We start from the raw sequence: 18,005 nt of genomic DNA, 5'->3' as shown, positions 1-18,005 counted from the left end.
CATTCCTGAGTATTTTATTTTGGCAATTCACTAGCGATCGCTTGCTTGATGAATGCTTCTAAGTTTTGGGTAGCAGTGGGATTGTCAAACAGAACGTTGGTTGACAGTTTTAGAGCTTCACGAACTGACGATCGCCAATCAATATCTACTGCTAATCGTACTGCAATCTGGATATATTGAGAGGCATCAGCTGCAATTGTCTCTGTTACACCCATAGCTTGCAAGAAACCATAGGAGTGCCGGCTTCGCATAAACTCGCCAGGACAGGTGACAATTGGTAAATGACAAGCGATCGCATCCAGGGTTGTGTTCCCACCCGCCCAACTGAAAGTATCTAAATAAATGTCTGCCAAAGAAAGCAAGTCAAAGTAATCATCACGCGGTAGGACAGGAGAGAATACACAGTAGTCAAGACTATTTAAGTCTACAGCCGCAAATGCCCGTCTCAGACGTTCTTGAGAAATTCCAGAGCGAAGGAACATAAACTGAGAATTGGGAACTTGACGGGCAATTTCTGCATAAATGTAATCGTGCTGCGGTAGATATTTATAGCCAGCTTGACTAGAAATATAGACAATAGCATCTTCTCGTAATCCAAAAAATAATCGGTTGCGGCGGACTGAATCAACTTTGATCGCAGGATAAGAAATCCCCACACCAGGTAAACGGACAAGGCTTTCGGTATAGTGATCTTGCCCATTCACAGGCTCCATCAGTTCACTCGATAAGAAATAGTCAATGGTGAGCAGTCCAGAAGTTACAGGTTGTCCCCAAGCCATACATTGAATCGGTGCTAAACGAAGTCCAGCAATACATAGTGTTGTGGCATCCATTCCTAATTCTGGAAAAATTAACACATCAATGCGATCGTCAATAACTTGTTGACACACTTGTTCTAAATTATTCGGCAAATGATAGAACTTTGTACTATGAGACTGAAACAATTGAGTAGCAGCATCAATTTGATGCCCTATATGATACGAATAAATTTCAAAGTTTTGATTATCTGCATATTTCAGCCAGTTTAAAAATAAAACTGTTCCGCTCCAAGCACACAAAAAATAGGAAAGATAGCCAATTTTAATTCGCTGATTCTTGCCAATAGAAGAAATCGGACGCGCCTGAACCCATTGGGGATAATTTGCCGCCATAATTTGGTGAACTAGCTGTCCATATTGTTGCTGTAGCAGCACATCGTTCTTTGCCTGATATGCAAGAAAAAAGTTTGTATGATTCCTGATTCCTGTTAAAGCTTTTTTCATCTCATGGGCGCTATTTATTGTTATTTCTTGAATGAGTTTTTCTAGTCCATCTTGAAACCATGCCCGGCAAGTATCAATCTCATCAGGAGTATGATAAATTTCTGGCAGCATCAGATGGCTCAACATCTTAAATACATAATTTTCAGCAAACTTAGCTGTAACTCGGTGAGCGAAGTTACGAGCTTCTAGATACTTGTGGCTTTGCTTTAGGCGAATAATCACCCAGAAATAGAGTTCTTCTGCTTCAGGGCAATGGCTAATACCGTTCTGTAATGTTTGAATAGCCCCTTGCATCTGACCAATTTTATAGAAAATATTACTTAGTTTCAGATAATAGTCAATTTGGTGCGGACAACTGGATAAATATTTGCTGTAATATGGGATAGCGTTTTCGGGTGATTCACTGTCTGCAAAATAGTCACCCCATCTTTGCCAAGATTCTAGCCTAGCAGCTTCATAAACAGTTTTCTGGCAAATTTCTGACAAATCACATATCGGAATTTGTGCAATTTCTGGCTGCTGGATAATGTAGGGATCTTCGTTGTTAATTGGAATACGAAAGTTAATAAATGATTTAATCACAGACCATTCTTGTATGGTTAGCTGACCCGTAAGCCCTACGTTGAGGTCTTCACAGATAATGTCTTCTAAGCTAAGTTTCAGAACAGTCTCAAAAAGCAATGAGTTAGCATTATCTTGTAGTTCATCCGATAAAGATTGAGTGTCAATTAGTAGTGTTATATCTTGTCTAGCTTGATGTGTAAAAAGAGTTCTGAGAACAGTTATCAAATCTTCTGCGTTAGCGAAGTTCGCGGAAGGCATCGCTGTTTCTAAATTAGACCAGTTAGGAAAAATAATAAAATTAATATCTCTTAATTCATTAATTAACATAATGTTGCAATTACTAATGGCAAGTTGCCTTGCGTATAGGCACTACTATATATGTTTTTACAGCAATGTCATCAGTAACTACGAACACAAAAATCCCCGACTTTTTGAAGAAGTCGGGGATTAAAAAACCCCGCCCCATATAAGAGGTGGGATTAGTATACTTACTAAGGCTATTTAGCTACACATAAATTATATCACTCAAATTGCACAAGCGATCGCCCTTATCTAAACAAGGCGATTTGAACGTTTCATTAATCATTTCGTTTCACAATCAACATTAAGTATGACAAGTATTAATATTTATCTATTTTTCAGCTAAATTCAAAAATATAATTCACTTTATCAATACGCATCAGCTTATCTCAGTTTTCCAGCACTATTTACTCTCCATCTGTAACTGCGATCTATGATATCTTACGGTATTCCCAAAAAAGCTTTCAGAGCAGTTTTGTACCTATTCTTCAACCTCTTGGAGACTAAACCACCTTGCTGAATTAGTGTAATAACAGCCTTTGAACAAGTCCCTTTCGGAATAGGGCTACCAATGGTAATCAAACCAGCTAGTTGAGTAGCATCCATCTCACGAGCAAACTGATAAGCTATTACCGACTCATGGACTATAAAGCTTGGTATACCTGAACCTGGTAGGAGAACACAGGAAGTTTCAGAATTAGGTCTGCGGCTAGTAACATTGACAAATAGATAGTTGCTTTCAGAAGTTTGTGCAATTGCGATGTAGAGGTGTTCACTGTTAGGAGGCGTATCTAGCAAAAATGCATCTCCCAAATTAATGGTGATGCTAACCATTCAAAACCCCATCTAGATATGCTTCCCGAATGGCTTCTTGTTCAATTTCCCCGATTTGCTCGTCACTCTTACCCACATTTTTGAGAATATCCTCTACCAAAATCGGAATGGCAGAGCCATGAGGGTTTTTCCACTCTGGAAGGTCATAAGTCCACTCAGCAACTTCAAAAGGATCAAGATGCCCAAAAGCTTCATAAACCTGTTGAATAATTTCCTCTTCCTCTTCACAAAGGTCTTCGTCTCCCGGATCACGCAACAAGGAAACATGATTTCCATTGCGAGGAGAAATGAACTTAGACCAAAGAGGTAAGGCATCATCAACGGGCTTACCCTTGATTAGATCATAAACGCCGCTCAGGACAGGGCCGTAATCCATCGAAACATAATGATCGCCAGTAATTGGTTGTTCCATGCGTTTCAATGCAAGACGGTCAGCTATGTAAAGCATCTTAAGTAAGCCTAAATACTTCATAGGCTTACCGTGCAGCTTTAAGAGTACCGCTGCGGCTTCAACGGCTTTTTCAGGATGAAACCGAAACTGGATTAGCATAAGCATTCTGAAGCGACTGCTTCACACTAGTACAATTCCATTGTAAACCCTCGCGATCGCTGACACATTGCCAAGGGCAAAGAAAATTGTCATTATCGGTAACAGAAAAAGTTAAACTCGTTGTCATTTCAATGCTGAACATAAAAACGACAACGAGCATATAAAGACCTACCTAACCCCTCTTTTTAGGTAGATTTAACGGGGATATTGTGGCTCTTTAAGCAGACATAACATTACTCAAATTGCACAAGCGATCGCCCGGATACAATAATAAAACCGACAGAATCAAGCCTAATCTGCGGCTGGCGAATTCCTTCTAAGATAGCTGCATTTAAAGCAGTTTCTATCTTCAACTCTTCAGCTAATGCATTATCCCAACTTTGCTGGTTCAAACGCAGATGTAATTGTTCGACTCTATTGGCTAATTTCTTTTCGGCTACTCTAGCACAACTTTGGCACAAGTCAATAAAATCGGGACGATTAGAGAGTAATTCCGAAGAAATGTTCCGCACTTGATAGCAGAAATTTTGCCATTTATTAGGATCGACAAAATCATCAATAATTCCTAAGCGTTCTTTTGCTAGATTGTAATCTCGTCCTTGATTATTGTTTTTATCTTTATATGGACGTTGCAGAATATTTAAGAGGGCTTTATCTTCAACAATGCAGATGTTTTTTTTCCGACCATCAACATAGATAGTTTCTATAATTGGCGGAAATAAAGCATCAACCCGGCGCTGCAAGTGTTTGAATTGCGAACTATCTAGTTTGTTATCTAGTAAGACTTGTTTGGCAGTTCTTAAATTTGTCTCCACTACATAATTGCATTGAAAACCAAACCACTCCTTCCCTTCTTTTGCATCCCAAGATGCATCAGTGCGCCACATCGCAAAGGCTTCACCCCGGTCATCCCAGTTTATATAGTTTAAGAGTGATTCGACAAATCCTTCCCCAACTCGAAAGATTTTAATACCAGGATTCTGGTTTGCTACCCTGCGATTATAAGTACCAAATTGGTCTAGATAACTATCAGCAAAACGGTTTTTTAACTCATTTATGGGAACCAATGTCCGCGTTGAGGGTTGATAACGTCGCATTTCTGATGAATCTGGGTTATTGAGTCCTCTGAATCCCAGCGCGTCACAAATCCACCCTTCAATTGCTCGTTTCATTTCTAGATGACAAGCATCATAATTATCTAGTTCTTGAAAATACTCGGTAGCAATTTCATCGTTAGCGTCAATTTCATCTAAAGTATTTTGTTCGCTAATTTTTGCTATCTCGGTTTCAATTTGGTTTTGAATTGGCGAAATCATTTCTAACAATCCAGCAGCACCGGATTGAAACAAAGCTGTTTCTAATTCTGCAAGCTTGTCATCCACATAAAACTGCAAACTGGCAATTGATTGTTGAAAAATCCCAAAGCCATCTTTTAATACTTGATACCAAGCATTGTGAGGGCTATCTTCTAAATAGGGGCCAATCAAGACGCAAGATTGGATGCCAATTTTGCTGCCAATGCGGTCAAGTCTGCCAATTCTTTGTTCTAATTGATTAGGCGACCAAGGAAGGTCAAAATGAATTAACCAATCGGCAAATTGGAGGTTAAGTCCTTCTTCTCCAGAGCGATCGCATACTAGAATAAAGCAGTTGGGGTTATTCCTGAACTTAGTTAAGCTTTCCTCAACTTTGTCTGGTGGTTCTCCAAATTGATGTTTGGCTATACTTTCTGCACCAAAAGTATCAGACAAATATCGGACTATTTCGCTACAAGTCTGCACAAAACTGGTAAACACGATAAACTTGGGCAGAATATCGCCAGTAATTGGTCTCTTGATTCTCTGCTGTATCCTCGTGATGAATTCCTTTTGATTTTTCCGAACGTTTGCGGGAATCTTGAAGTATGTACCTAATTGATTCAGCAGCACTGTTTTCAGATTTTCCGTTCGTCCTCCGTCCTCTTGAGGTTGACGAATAATTTTGAGGAAGGATTGCAGAATCTCTTCTTCCCCTGAAAATTTCGGGGTTGTAGTTAAGATGCGAATATCATCTTCTTTAAACTCTTGGACGAGTTTAGCATGAGGTTTACCAGTTAACCGAGCGGTAATTACTTGCTCTAATATGCCTAACCAAGTACCAGCAGCTAAGAATAACAGCAGAAAAATTCGCTGATATGGCTTTTCACTAGGAGCAACACTACGCCATTGATTGAGCAGTTCGTGGATATCAGGCGATCGCTCGTCTAAATCATACTCTTCTTTGGGCGTAAAGTTGCGGTCAAAGATCACATCTTCTACAGCCGCGCGACGGTTGCGAAGCATGCGGCGGTGGAGTCGATAGATATCGCTGACGTGGGTGCGAATCGCTTGAACGATTTGATCTTGCTCGGTAGAATTTCCTTGTAAACAATTTTCTAAATCATCCGCCAGCTTCAGGAAATACTCATCCTCAGCTAAGAGGGTTCGTAGTTGCTGCAAGTTGCTTTTGAGTACAGCAGGTTCCGCACCTTCTTTAAAAGAAAGCAGAAGTCTACCAATTTCCTGACGGCTTTCAACTTTGGCGCGGAAACCTGCTAAATCACCAATTTTATAGGTTGTTGGGTCGAGCAAGTGCAACATGGCGAGAAAATCTTGCTCATGATTGAGAACAGGAGTAGCAGATAATAAAAGTAAGCGATCGCTTTTATGAGCAAGTTCTTTGCAAGTCTGAAAACGCTGGCGGACTGTTGCATCTTTAGAGGTTGCCATTGCTGCAATGTGATGAGCTTCATCTAAAATTAAGCAGCCTATCCTTGCTTTCAGGTTGATTTTATGGATATCTTCAACCGCCAGCACCGCTACCCGTTTCCCAAAATGGGAGACGTAAAACTTATTTTCTAACTCAGTCCGCCATTGTTTGAGTAAATATTGCGGAACTAATACCACCGCCCCTTTTTTTGGCTCATCAAGAAGGAATTGCCGCAGAATCGCACCCGCTTCGATGGTTTTTCCGAGTCCCACCTCGTCTGCTAGTAAGTAGCGTTGAATTGGGTCTTCCAGTACCCGCCGGACAACTTCAACTTGGTGAGGATAAAGATTAATATTTGCCGAAATTAGTCCCGTCATCCCGCGACTGACAGCGCGTTGCTTAATCAAAGATTTGACGAAAGCTAATCTTTTGTCATGGAAGTAAGGCGTTTCGTGACCTTTCATCGCTAAAGTTTCGATGGGGTCTGTGTTTGGGAGATTACAACGAACGTAAATGTCTTCTTCAGTAGCGATCGCAGTTTTCTTATCAGGTAAATCAATTTGATACATTTCTGTATCTTCATCCCAGATAAAAACTCTACCAACTATCCATTTATCCTGGGTTTTGGATTTAATATAGCATCGAGCTTGGGGTTCAAGCCTGACCTGAGAGAGGGAATTTAAAGGTAAAGTTTTTTGAAGACGTTGTCCAATGGAGCAAAAATATTCAACGTTCGCATCGGTATCAGATATTTCGGTAACTTTTCCGATACCCAAATAGTTATTCTGGGACTGTACCAATAAACCGAGCTTAATCATAGATCCAGTCCCCTAAACACACTAAAAGAACCTTCCAGACTAGTTTGTTCACCTATATCTGGTAGTTTTGTCGATCAACATTATAGATAATAAATTTGCTCCACCACAGCCAACACCGGAAAGTTTTGCCAAAAGCGGATCGTTTCTTAATGCATCCCGATGCATTAACATTGCATTGGGATGCATTAACATTGCATCGGGACGCATTAACATTGCACCTCGATACATTAACACTACATTGAGACGCATTAGCATTGCATCGAGATGTATCAGCATTGCATCAGGATGCATTAGCATTGCAGAGTTTTGCCAAATTTAATTTGCTACAAATTAATTAAATATTGTACTTAGCTGATTATGGGCTGCAACACATTTACACTTTGACTTAATATAGCAATCCTACCTGATTTGTGGAAATTTGCGGTGTCTATATCCCCAACTTCTCCAAGAAGTCGGGGATATAACTTTTCACGAATGATTAAGGATTGCCATAACATAAGTGCGTATGCAAAAATATTTATGTCATTGCGTAGGCGGAGCCTTCCCGTAGGGTACGGAATGAAATGTAGCAAAGCATAAGTCTTTCGGACACACTTCGCGAACGCAAGGTCTTGGGATTGCTTCATTCCGCTTTGCTCCATTCGCAATGACAAATGTATATCTATTTTTGCATTACTACTTATAGCGGTTCCCATTCAAATGTGGTACAACATCATCTCGTAAGGTGTAAGAGGTTGTTTGAAAAGTAATTGGTTGTGATTTTAGGCACTTAATCGATCCCCCCTAACCCCCCTTAAAAAGGGGGGAACCGGAGTTAAAGTCCCCCTTTTTTAAGGGGAGCCACTGCGCCCTTGCGGTTCCCCGACTTGAAGCACGTGGCGTGGATTTAGGGGGATCTAAAAGTTTTGCTACCAACAAGAGAACTTTTCAAACATCCTCTAAGGGCAATTCATGAATTGCTCCTCCGGGTGTACCTCACATAAATGAGAACCGCTATAACGATAGAATTAAGATCCTGTACCTTTATTTCTTATGAAAAAAATCAGAGATAATACAATTAAGTTAAATCAATATTTAAAGTTAATGGGTATAGTACCAACTGGAGGCCAAGCCAAGCTAATGATTCAAGGTGGCGATGTTCAAGTCAATGGTATGCTGGAAACCAGACGAGGAAGGCGATTAGTTCCTGGCGATCAAGTGACAATTGAAGGAAAAACTTTAGAGGTGAATTTAGATAACAATGAAGATCGGGACGTAGTAATAGATTTTACTGAAGAAACCGAGTAAAAGATTGCTATTTCAAATTTAAAAGTTTTTCTGTCTTATGAGTAATGTTGCAAATTTCCAACAAAGTTATTATCCCACAGAGTGAGATTGAAATTAGTGCGATTCGTTCACAAGGAGCGGGAGGTCAAAATGTCAATAAGGTTTCTACGGCAATTCACTTGCGCTTCGATATTGTCGCTTCATCATTACCGGATTATTATAAAGAACAGCTTTTAAAGCTGAATGATCGACGCATCACCCAAGAAGGAGTTGTCGTCATCAAAGCGCAGGAACACCGAAGCCAAGAAAACAATCGGGAGTCAGCGTTAAAACGACTTCAAGAACTCATTCAAAGCGCGGTTGTCGTGACAATAAAACGCAAACCTACCAAACCAACCCGCAGTTCTCAAAGAAAGCGTCTTGATTACAAAACTAAGCGCGGACAGGTTAAGTCTAACAGAGGACAGGTGACGGATTGTTAGTTTATCAATGTTGTCGCAAAATCTTACCAAAGAGCTAAAACTAATTCATTCTATTGACTGTGGTCAACTTGATGATTTATTTGTTTAGCTGGGGAAGAGCAACTATGTAAAGGTGAAAAAAGGTGAATAAGACATTACTAACTATTTTGATGTTTGCACTCTTAATCTTATTCATCATCTCTCCGTTTGCTGCCCTTGCTAGTTTAATGCTGTTAGTGTTAGTTTCGGCATTTTTCTCTTTACTAGGAAACTTGTTCCAAGCAATAATTGCTGGTGACAATAATCCAAAGGAGTTTTAATAATTTCAAAACTGTCATACTCACCGTTATCCTGCCCAGAACTGAAGTTCAGGGCTGATAGCGAAAGTCCACTTAAGTGGACTAAATAATTAATTCAGTCCACTTGAGTGGACTTCAGCTATGAGACTCGGAATTCATTCCGAGGCGGGATAGAAAGGCAGTACAAAATTTATTTGATTTATCAATCAAATAAATGGCTGCGGTCAGACTTGTGTGTACACCGTAGGGTATGATTAAGAAGCCTACACTGAAATTAGTACTTCAATTCAGTGTATGGAGTGTGTCATGATAACTGACTCAGTGGTGTAGCTAAACCGTCAATGCTGACAAGATTTTTTTGCTGTTGATATTCTCGAACTCCCTCTTCACCTTTTTTACTAGCCCAGTTGACTAAAGTCTGGCGCTCACCTCGATATTCATAGAGTGGTACGCCAAAACCACAGGAAATCTGTATTTTTTCAATATCAGCGATGATAATTTGACGAGTTCCAGGCATCGGCACAAACAAAGAATATAGAGAGTCCCAATCTGGAGAACTCGGTAAAATGGTGTTTCCTTGACCGTAAAGACGCAATATACACGCGGGTTCTTCAAAGGCGCAAAACATAAAGGTTATCCGCCCATTTTCTTGCAAATGGGCTGAGGTTTCGTTCCCACTACCTGTAAGATCCAAATAACCTACTCGGCTGGGAGAGAGGACACGAAAGCCTCCTAAACCTTTAGGAGATAGGTTAACGTGACCCGTAGGACTCAAAGGTGCAGAACCAACAAAAAACATCTGTTGAGCAGCAATAAAGTCTTGCAGTTCGTCAGTAATACAGTCAAAAAGTTTAGACATAAACTGTCTGATTTTTATTTACAAGCTTTCTAATGTTTTCAGCCTATGCCTTAGCTCAATATCTAGCAAGTCCTAATATTTACGAGTTAGGCTGAACCTTTACCTATATAAATATACTCAACACATTTAAGTTATGTGAAATGAATGTTATGCATTACATAAGCTTTTTGTCAAATGGCTAACTTGAGATTTAGCGATCGCACTCACACTACACAACAGCATAACAACAATGCGATCGCACTCAAATGCAACACCTTTGTTCAACTTACTGTAATCACTGTTCCCACACTTTCATTAGCCAATCTATCCACCGCACACACGGCATAAGTTCCGGCTTGTTGAACGGTAGCGAAGGTTGTACCAGCAGACAAAATTCTCTGAATTGTCCAAGTATCACCAGTTTGTCGATAAAGTGTCCAAGAACGAACTGGTTGATTATCTCCTGGCTGCCAACTTAGTTTACGGTTATTGACTTGTAGTCCAATGGGTGGAGGAGGAGGTGTTGTATCTTGCCAAGGCAAAGTCGGAGGTAGCGCAGGTTTGTTATAAAGCAGACTTTGGAATTTATCGGCAATTCCCTGACTATTTTCCGTCAAAACACCAATATTGAAAAATATATTCCCCAGTGAAAACTGTCCAGCTTGGCTACGACTAATTTTTACCTGCTTTTCTATCTCGTCACTTTCCCGACTCTTGTTGCTTGGTTCTGTCAGATTGTTACCAGCGTAAACGTGTCTTTGCTTTGTATTTACTTGTGTCCACCACTTTAGCAATGCCGAATAACTTTGTTGTGTTTGGTCTGTGCGCCAGTAAAGTTGAGGGGCGATATAATCAATCCAACCTTCTTCTAACCATTTCTTCGAGTCAGCATATAGCACGTTGTAAGCATCCAACCCAGTAATTCCAGTAGGTTGTCCGGGGCGATAAATCCCAAAGGGACTGATACCAAATTTCACATCGGGTTTAGTTGCTTTAATCCCCTGCCAGAGACGCTCTACCATTCTGTTAACATTGTCTCGCCGCCAGTCGCCAAGGCTGAGTTTACCACCGACTGCTTTATGGGCAGCATAAGTTTTCTCATCGGGGAAAGGTTGTCCCTCAATGGGATATGGATAGAAATAATCATCTAAGTGAATGCCATCAACGTCGTAGCGCTTTACTACGTCGATAATTACGTTGTAAGCTCTGTCTTGAACTATTTTCAGTCCTGGATCCATCCAGCGTTGAGTTTTCCATAAATAAACGCTTTCTGGATTGGTAGCTGCTATGTGGGGACGGACTGTTTTCGCTGGGTCGGTGGAAGTGCTAGCGCGATAGGGGTTGAACCAAGCGTGAAGTTCAATATTGCGCTTGTGACATTCTGCGATCGCATAAGCTAAAGGATCGTAAAATGGTTCTGGTGCTTTCCCCTGAGTTCCTGTAATCCAAGCACTCCAAGGCTCTAATTGCGATTCATATAAAGCGTCTCCCTCCGGTCGCACTTGGAAGATCAGGGCATTAAAGTTTAAGGCTTGTAATTTAGTAATAATATCGGTAAGTTCAGCTTTTTGTTGGGCAACAGAAAGTCCTGCTTTGGAAGGCCAATTACTATTCCACACAGATGCTACCCACGCCCCCCGGAATTCTCGACTATGATTGAGCTTAACGCTACCGACAGGTGTGGGTGTGGGTGTGGGTGTGGGTGTGGGTGTTGGTGTTGGTATTGGTGGCTGCACTAAATAAATGGAAGAAATTTTTTCTGCCTGACCTAAATACACCAAAGTTTGATAAATAATCACTGCCACATCTGCACGAGTAGCGGCAAGATTGGGATTCAGTAATTTCACATTAGGAAAACTAACCACTAATCCAGCACTGGTGGCAATAGCTATTTGATTTCTACCATATCCAGGAATCTGAATAGAATCTTGATAAATTTGTGGGAGGGCTGAGAGAAGGTCAGGTTTTACCTTAGTGGCAATTTCTAAGCCTCCTACTAAGGAAACCAAAACTTCCACCCTAGTAATTCGCTCGGCAGAACGGAAACTTTTGTCGGGAAACCCACTAAGAAATGCTTTTTCGTAAGCTGTTTGAATAGCGACTGCTGCCCAATAATTAGTAGGAACATCAACAAAGGGCACATACTGCCGCTTCTGGGTAACTTTGGGAAATGCGTTGGCGATGATGGCGGCAAATTCAGCGCGAGTCAGTGAGTTATCGGGGCGATACGTGCCGTTAGGCGACCCACTGACAATACCACGTTGGGCTAAGGCTGTAATAAATAAGCGTGCCCAATGGTTTTGAATATCCGAGAAGGGAGTAGCAATAGATACCATTGTTGATTGCAGCTAGCTGGCCTTGATTTTGATTTCCTTTGTTAATTTAGCAATTTTGTTGGCGTAGGCATAGACGCAATGAATTGCCGTCTCTACAATAATCATTTTTTCGTAGAGACGGCGATTTATCGCGTCTTTGTGATGATTTATTGCATTACTGCCATCTACTAAGTAGGATTTATACCTCCATTGGGAGGATTTGAGATAGAACGCGCATTCAAAGATAGCATGACGCGGGAAATGCCACTAAAAATAATGCTGATACCAACAAGTGTGCCTAGAAGCCAGGGTGCATTGAATGGCCATTGGAACCAAATCATTCCGCCTAATACCAAGGTAATAATGCCATTACCTAGCACCCACGCCCAATTTTCTTGCGGACGTAACTGGAATGCCAAAATTAACTCAAATGTGCCTTCAGTTAGTAAAAAGCTGCCCAGCAACAGAGTTAGTGTGAGAACACCTGTATAAGGGTAAACAAATAGCATTATGCCAGTTGCGATATAAAGTCCGCTTAATAGAAGTTTCCAAATGAAACCTCCGCGATCGCGGGTTTGAGTAGCGTACACTAATTTTGTAAATCCAGCAAAAATCAGAATCGCTGCAATCCAAGTTTCGGCGAATAGGGTGGTGAAATTAGGCACTGCGATCGCAATTACCCCCGCAATACTCAGGAGAACACCAGTTATCAGGCCTCCATTAAGATTCTTGTTAATTTCTCTTGAAACGTCAGTTGTCATATAAATTATTCCCTAACTCTACAATTAGGTTAGGAAATTTTTTGGTTACAAGATAGAACCCTAAGATAGACCCATAGGTATTAATTTTCAGCAGTAACTAGCCATCATAAGAGTTCTGCCAGATTGCTTAGGCGTTTATAAACAGCAATGAGGCGATCGCCTTCAAGTTCAACAGAAGTATTAGGATAATTCTGAATGGCTCCAAGTAGTGTAACTTCACCATTTTGTTTAATGGATGTACTTAAGGCGCTTCGCAACGCCTCTTGATCTAGTTGTCCTGTGGGAGGGTGAACTACTTCACCAATTTGGCTAACTAAAATTGGCCCAGCCCAGCTAGATAGTAAATTATTTAAAAAGGCAGGATCCGCTTTGATTGGGGCTTTCAGTGCCTTACGAGCTACTGCGGGGTCTTGTTGTGCAGCATCCAAATAAGCTTTTAATGTCGGCGTAGTCTTGCCAGTTTCTGTAAATTGAGTTAATTCTTCAACAGATATTTGCCCTTGAAAATTACCATACTTTAAAATCACTTGCTCGGCAGCATTAGCATTAGTAGTTGAGAGGAGAACAATAGCGCCTAAGCCTAAAGCTACTGCTTGACTGAGTAACTTAGTAAATTTCTTATTATTTAATCGATTGAAAAGTTGATAAATTTGCATTTTGTTAAACTTCCTAATAGTGTGGAGCGTACATAGTACTACAAATACATAAGGGTACACACGTATACCCCTACAGCTAATTTATATTATTTGCAAAGATTTTGTGAAATGGTGCTATCAAATTAATTCATCGGGCGAAGCGGCATGAGGTAGTATTGACTTGTCCTCGTCTAAAGTTGGTGCAGGTATACCCAAATGCTTCCTTGCAGATTCTTCAGCTAGCTTTCGGTCTTGTTCATTCTCGAACTGACTCTCATCTAACAAATGAGGGTTTTTTGCCGCTTCATCTCGGCTTGGTCGATAGCCATTTTTCCACCTGTACTTCCAGTCCATAATTTGAAAGGCAGATATACTGCAATTTTGTTTCCTAGTATCTCATCCTAGGCACGTAATGAAAAATTATACTCCTGCTATAGGTTGAAGAGACTCATTCAGAGGGTATAAATTTAATTTTAGGCAATTAGGAGTTGCGATCGCAGTTAAAAAGTCTTTAAAAGTTCATCGCAATAACTTAACTGAGTAGCATTGCAGTCACTCTCAACCAATATCTCTATAGATAGAACTAACAGAGCTAATCTTAGTAGAATTCCATCTATAGGCTCACGCAATTAAAACTCAAAACGTTAATACTAAAAAATAACACTACTAGCCTTAAATCTGGTTGTAATTAAAAATTACAGATCAGAAAAAGCAAATAGGGAAAAAAGTACAAACAATGACAACTTCTACAGACCGCAATCAACAGATTACAAAGCTGCATGAACTAATCAAAGATATTGATTATGGTATGTTTACCACAGTCGATAATGATGGTAGTTTACATAGTTACCCTATGTCAAAAAGTGGTGAGATTAACTCTGAAGCTACACTCTGGTTCTTTACTTATGCTGGTTCCCATAAGGTGACTGAGATTGAACACCATGAGCAGGTGAATGTTAGTTTCTCGTTACCCGAACAGCAGCGATACGTTTCTATTTCAGGTACAGCCCAACTGGTGGAAGACCGCAACAAGATGCGGGAATTATGGAAGCCGGAACTTCAAACTTGGTTTCCTAAAGGACTGGACGAAGCAGATATTGCTTTGCTCAAGGTGAATATTAACCAGGTTAATTATTGGGATAGGGTATCTAATTTTAAGCCACAAACAATTAGTTTTTGACAGCATCAAGGCTTTAAATAATTCGTAATTCTTAAACCAAGAATTACGAATTATTTTCGGAAATCTAATTGTTGGATGAAATTGGCAAAAATCAAGTATTTTTAATGTCAGAAAACTAACTCTCTTCAAATAACACTAAGCCATACTTCTCGCCAGTAGGCAAAAACCCAATTCCTCGATAAACTGCTTGGGCTGCTTGGTTATTATCACTTGTAAACAGGATGGCACGTTTTACTTGCTGCGATCGCGCATCTAACAATGAGCCAGCGATCGCACTTTTGGCGTACCCCTTACCCCGCAGGGCTGGCGGTGTCCATACTCCACCAATTTGCACAATATCAGGTAAACTGGCATTAAAAGCAGAATAAGATACTGGGGTATCTCCTGCTACCAAAACCCAATGCATAGCCGTAGCTTGATATCCTTCAATTGCAAGACGACAGGCATTTTTTAAACTGGGAGTATCTCTTTTTCCTAAAGCTTCCACACTATATGCAACACGCCATTCAGTGAGTAATTCCAACTCTTCTGGATATGGCAAACGACACTGCACCTTTGCAGATGCTAAAGCTTGAGGTATTTGCAAGTCTTGCAGTCTTAGAGAAAACAATATTTCGGACTCATCAAGCTGAGTTGGTCGGTTGCTAAGTCCCAAAATGCTTTTTGTCGCTTCAACTTGTGCTGCTGGCCCACTAATTCCAGAAATAGTACGTCCAGATTGTGCCACAATTGCTTGCACCACCTCTGGCAAATATACAGGGGCTTGAACTATTATCATCCCATTCCAAAAGTAAGCTGCAACTGCCACTATAGCTTCATCTATATAGGCCGCTATGTAAGTTCCTTGAAATCTTGCTCCTTGGTCAAGCAGTCCCGCAGTTCGGCAATTAGAGCGCAAAAACATAGAAGTATCAGCGTGTTGCAAGAGAAATGCTTCCAGCGATCCTTCATCTCCAGGTTGCAGGGTTCTCAAAGTAGGCACAAAAAACTCCTGAGTATCTAATCTACTTTACCAAATAAGGGGTTTTGAGAATAGTAGCAATGCCGCCTGGGAAGTTAGTTTATTGGTGTCAACTTAACCTAAAAGTGATGTACCACAAGGAACTAAAGTTCAAACACTTAAGCTAAAAATAGCTTAAGTTGACACTAATGAAGCATCCCTAGCGACAAACATATCCGCGTCTACACAAAAAGTACCCTTGAGTGTACTATTCACCACCCAATCATATATTCCATGCTAAAAAGTGAATGATAAATACGAGTAACAACTAAGCAAAAACAAAGTGGTCGAATATCTTAGCAAATTTCCTCAAACTAATCCACACATCTGCACCAGTAAATCGTGGTGCAACTTTGCCTACCTTTACTTTTAACAAAGAGAGTTTGCCTCTTGTCTTAAGATGGTAACTAGATTTACGCTCTGCTGTACTAGCCCTATTCAACATCTATAAACTTTAGAAATAAATTGGAGTCAAAATGCTTTCTAATAAAAACATAACTGATAATGATTGGAATTTAGATGAGAGCAGAACACTGATTCAGGCACTTATCAAAGATTTCTATAAAAATAATTTAAATAGTTTTTCAGATCCAGTTAAACAAGAAGAATTGGTAGCAGCAGGAAAAGAAATATCTCAAATAATTATCTTGTTTAATCGACTTCAAAAACTCATCAATAGAAATGCACCTCAAAAGATTTGGTGGGACAAAATACCCAGGATATTTATACCTGACAATAGAGATAAAGTTCAAATAGAACTGACAGAACTCTCTAAAGCTTTAATATTTGCAATAGAAGCTCTGCGTGAATCTTCATCGAATATAAATATTGCTCAAGCTATTCGATTTGATGTTGAACAAATTATTTGCAAATATGAACATCCTATAACAGGATTTATCATCAACCCATTTTTATCAGTCCACCGTTCACCATCAACTACAACCAAAGTAATCTTTGGACTTATAAGTGCCGTTTTTATCTATGGAGGAATTACTTCTTCTTCTATCGCTGGACTTTGGATTTTCTCAGAGGCTGTTAATTTTTATAATAACAATAATTATAATATCAATAAGAAGCTTTTACAAAATGAAATCAAAGAAATTCAAAAATATACAGATAATCGAGTCGATGAGATTCAAAATCAAGCTGAACAAAAAAAACCATTAGAAAGCACAAATTCAAATCCTGCCTCTGTGAACGATTTTAATAAATTGAAAACAAGCAAAGAAGAAATTAAAGAGCTAAGTATAATATCACAGAAAAATGCAGAATTTAAGAGTACAGAGTTAACCAACTTAAATAATAATCTTGCTGAATTAAATGCACAATACAATAAAAGACAATCTATAAATGCGAAGTATAATGAATTTCTTCTGCAATTAAGTTTAGCTATTTCGGCAGGAACATTAGGGAGCATTATTAGTATTTTAATCAGAATTGAAGAGTTTCAGAAAAAGAAATATTCCGATCCATTAACTCCATTCCTTGTTGGTGCTTTTAAACCAATGATTGGCGGAGCCTTTTCTGTTTTATTTTTAGCTTTAATTAACTCTGGAATAATATTAATGTTTGTTAATCCCAGTGTCTTTAAGCTCAATCCAACTACCAATCAAGAATCATCTCAAGACCAACAAAGGTCTTTGATTTTTGTCATAGCATTTGTTGTTGGTTTTAGTGAACGACTTGCAAAAGATTTTATCGGCAAAGCAGAAGAAATAGCAGGTGCTAACCGAGATAATCTGGAATATAAATCAGTTACTAATGAATTATCAATCGATGTAGATGGTTCTAATATCTCGCAAAAACAAGTAGCTAATAGTGTAGCTATTTCAAATACATCACCAAATCAAGTAGATAGTGAGAATTCGCTAAATGCTACAGATGATTTAGATTCTAGCAAAGGCGATCGCTAATCTCAACCATTGCTAAAAAGTTAGATCGCCGACTTTTTTGAGAAGTTCAGGATCTGGACACTATTAATTAAGGGGTTGCTGTATATTATTAATTTTCCTAAAGAAAGATTAATCTTTAATAAATGCATTGATTTTCTTAAGTCTCAATTTTATTTATCATACTTTACAAATCTCAACAGCATTAGAGAGTGATAAATCCTTGATTTTCTGGATTTTATTAATTTATCGTCCGTCAAAATCGTAAAAACGAATATTTAGTTTTACCATAATTTAATCCAACTA

General features: G+C 39.5%; 16 protein-coding genes. 5 read left to right on the top strand and 11 right to left on the bottom strand.

Annotated features, from left to right (window positions below; all coding sequences use genetic code 11):
- Positions 1–14: 14 nt before the first annotated feature.
- The 5 genes from GTQ43_RS28025 to GTQ43_RS28005 form a co-directional block, all read right to left on the bottom strand.
- The gene (locus GTQ43_RS28025) at positions 15–2,153 is read right to left on the bottom strand and encodes a hypothetical protein (RefSeq protein WP_265275949.1); all 2,139 of its coding nucleotides are present in this window, start codon (positions 2,151–2,153) and stop codon (positions 15–17) included.
- A gap of 414 nt (positions 2,154–2,567) precedes the next feature.
- Complete coding sequence (locus tag GTQ43_RS28020) at positions 2,568–2,960, bottom strand: hypothetical protein (RefSeq protein ID WP_265275948.1); 393 nt, start codon at positions 2,958–2,960, stop codon at positions 2,568–2,570.
- On the bottom strand, positions 2,953–3,510 hold the full coding sequence (locus tag GTQ43_RS28015) for a Panacea domain-containing protein (RefSeq protein ID WP_265275947.1): 558 nt from the start codon (positions 3,508–3,510) through the stop codon (positions 2,953–2,955). Before GTQ43_RS28015 ends, GTQ43_RS28020 begins: the two co-directional genes overlap by 8 nt.
- 233 nt (positions 3,511–3,743) lie before the next feature.
- Positions 3,744–7,055, bottom strand: a complete 3,312-nt coding sequence (gene dpdE / locus GTQ43_RS28010) for a protein DpdE (RefSeq protein WP_265275946.1) — start codon at positions 7,053–7,055, stop codon at positions 3,744–3,746.
- 48 nt (positions 7,056–7,103) lie between these two features.
- Entirely contained in the window at positions 7,104–7,352 is a 249-nt protein-coding gene (locus tag GTQ43_RS28005) for a hypothetical protein (RefSeq protein WP_265275945.1), read from the bottom strand.
- A gap of 735 nt (positions 7,353–8,087) precedes the next feature.
- Between GTQ43_RS28005 and GTQ43_RS28000 the strand changes: the two genes are divergently transcribed.
- The 3 genes from GTQ43_RS28000 to GTQ43_RS27990 all read left to right on the top strand — a co-directional run bounded on the left by GTQ43_RS28000 (position 8,088) and on the right by GTQ43_RS27990 (position 9,102).
- Entirely contained in the window at positions 8,088–8,342 is a 255-nt protein-coding gene (locus tag GTQ43_RS28000) for an RNA-binding S4 domain-containing protein (protein ID WP_265275944.1), read from the top strand.
- A 44-nt stretch (positions 8,343–8,386) separates the two neighbouring features.
- The gene (gene arfB / locus GTQ43_RS27995) at positions 8,387–8,803 is read left to right on the top strand and encodes an alternative ribosome rescue aminoacyl-tRNA hydrolase ArfB (RefSeq protein WP_265275943.1); all 417 of its coding nucleotides are present in this window, start codon (positions 8,387–8,389) and stop codon (positions 8,801–8,803) included.
- 122 nt (positions 8,804–8,925) lie between these two features.
- A complete protein-coding gene (locus tag GTQ43_RS27990; protein WP_265275941.1) occupies positions 8,926–9,102 on the top strand; it encodes a hypothetical protein in 177 nt (58 codons plus the stop codon).
- Between the two features lie 283 nt (positions 9,103–9,385).
- Here the strand turns inward: GTQ43_RS27990 and GTQ43_RS27985 are convergent, their stop codons facing one another.
- The 5 genes from GTQ43_RS27985 to GTQ43_RS27965 form a co-directional block, all read right to left on the bottom strand.
- Complete coding sequence (locus GTQ43_RS27985) at positions 9,386–9,940, bottom strand: pyridoxamine 5'-phosphate oxidase family protein (protein WP_265275940.1); 555 nt, start codon at positions 9,938–9,940, stop codon at positions 9,386–9,388.
- Between the two features lie 260 nt (positions 9,941–10,200).
- Complete coding sequence (locus tag GTQ43_RS27980) at positions 10,201–12,255, bottom strand: glycoside hydrolase family 10 protein (protein ID WP_265275939.1); 2,055 nt, start codon at positions 12,253–12,255, stop codon at positions 10,201–10,203.
- Positions 12,256–12,422: 167 nt separating this feature from the next.
- Positions 12,423–12,995, bottom strand: coding sequence for an HdeD family acid-resistance protein (locus GTQ43_RS27975; protein WP_265275938.1), 573 nt, complete (start codon positions 12,993–12,995; stop codon positions 12,423–12,425).
- Between the two features lie 104 nt (positions 12,996–13,099).
- Positions 13,100–13,651: an alpha/beta hydrolase gene (locus GTQ43_RS27970; protein ID WP_265275936.1), complete on the bottom strand. Its 552-nt coding sequence runs from the start codon at positions 13,649–13,651 to the stop codon at positions 13,100–13,102.
- Positions 13,652–13,768: 117 nt separating this feature from the next.
- The gene (locus GTQ43_RS27965) at positions 13,769–13,984 is read right to left on the bottom strand and encodes a bromodomain-containing protein (protein WP_265275935.1); all 216 of its coding nucleotides are present in this window, start codon (positions 13,982–13,984) and stop codon (positions 13,769–13,771) included.
- A gap of 382 nt (positions 13,985–14,366) precedes the next feature.
- On the opposite strand from GTQ43_RS27965, the gene GTQ43_RS27960 reads away from it, so the two are divergent.
- Positions 14,367–14,810, top strand: a complete 444-nt coding sequence (locus tag GTQ43_RS27960; protein ID WP_265275933.1) for a pyridoxamine 5'-phosphate oxidase family protein — start codon at positions 14,367–14,369, stop codon at positions 14,808–14,810.
- A gap of 115 nt (positions 14,811–14,925) precedes the next feature.
- Here the strand turns inward: GTQ43_RS27960 and GTQ43_RS27955 are convergent, their stop codons facing one another.
- Positions 14,926–15,792 carry a GNAT family N-acetyltransferase gene (locus tag GTQ43_RS27955; RefSeq protein WP_265275932.1) on the bottom strand — a complete coding sequence of 289 codons (867 nt, stop codon included), beginning with the start codon at positions 15,790–15,792 and terminating at the stop codon, positions 14,926–14,928.
- Between the two features lie 494 nt (positions 15,793–16,286).
- On the opposite strand from GTQ43_RS27955, the gene GTQ43_RS27950 reads away from it, so the two are divergent.
- Positions 16,287–17,723, top strand: coding sequence for a hypothetical protein (locus tag GTQ43_RS27950; RefSeq protein ID WP_265275931.1), 1,437 nt, complete (start codon positions 16,287–16,289; stop codon positions 17,721–17,723).
- Positions 17,724–18,005 lie beyond the last annotated feature (282 nt).

Origin of the sequence: Nostoc sp. KVJ3 (assembly GCF_026127265.1) — a bacterium.
In the GTDB taxonomy this organism is placed as follows: Bacteria; Cyanobacteriota; Cyanobacteriia; order Cyanobacteriales; family Nostocaceae; genus Nostoc.
This window is presented reverse-complemented; position numbering and strand designations above follow the sequence as displayed.

Excerpts from the sequence above, each read along its gene's own strand:
- GTQ43_RS27975 (WP_265275938.1), bottom strand. The coding sequence starts at position 12,995 with ATGACAACTGACGTTTCAAGAGAAATTAACAAGAATCTTAATGGAGGC.
- GTQ43_RS27980 (WP_265275939.1), bottom strand. The coding sequence starts at position 12,255 with ATGGTATCTATTGCTACTCCCTTCTCGGATATTCAAAACCATTGGGCA.
- GTQ43_RS27950 (WP_265275931.1), top strand. The coding sequence starts at position 16,287 with ATGCTTTCTAATAAAAACATAACTGATAATGATTGGAATTTAGATGAG.
- GTQ43_RS28005 (WP_265275945.1), bottom strand. The coding sequence starts at position 7,352 with ATGCTAATGCATCCTGATGCAATGCTGATACATCTCGATGCAATGCTA.
- GTQ43_RS28015 (WP_265275947.1), bottom strand. The coding sequence starts at position 3,510 with ATGCTAATCCAGTTTCGGTTTCATCCTGAAAAAGCCGTTGAAGCCGCA.
- GTQ43_RS28025 (WP_265275949.1), bottom strand. The coding sequence starts at position 2,153 with ATGTTAATTAATGAATTAAGAGATATTAATTTTATTATTTTTCCTAAC.
- GTQ43_RS27965 (WP_265275935.1), bottom strand. The coding sequence starts at position 13,984 with ATGGACTGGAAGTACAGGTGGAAAAATGGCTATCGACCAAGCCGAGAT.
- GTQ43_RS27970 (WP_265275936.1), bottom strand. The coding sequence starts at position 13,651 with ATGCAAATTTATCAACTTTTCAATCGATTAAATAATAAGAAATTTACT.
- GTQ43_RS28000 (WP_265275944.1), top strand. The coding sequence starts at position 8,088 with ATGAAAAAAATCAGAGATAATACAATTAAGTTAAATCAATATTTAAAG.
- dpdE (WP_265275946.1), bottom strand. The coding sequence starts at position 7,055 with ATGATTAAGCTCGGTTTATTGGTACAGTCCCAGAATAACTATTTGGGT.
- GTQ43_RS27985 (WP_265275940.1), bottom strand. The coding sequence starts at position 9,940 with ATGTCTAAACTTTTTGACTGTATTACTGACGAACTGCAAGACTTTATT.
- GTQ43_RS27960 (WP_265275933.1), top strand. The coding sequence starts at position 14,367 with ATGACAACTTCTACAGACCGCAATCAACAGATTACAAAGCTGCATGAA.
- arfB (WP_265275943.1), top strand. The coding sequence starts at position 8,387 with ATGTTGCAAATTTCCAACAAAGTTATTATCCCACAGAGTGAGATTGAA.
- GTQ43_RS28020 (WP_265275948.1), bottom strand. The coding sequence starts at position 2,960 with ATGGTTAGCATCACCATTAATTTGGGAGATGCATTTTTGCTAGATACG.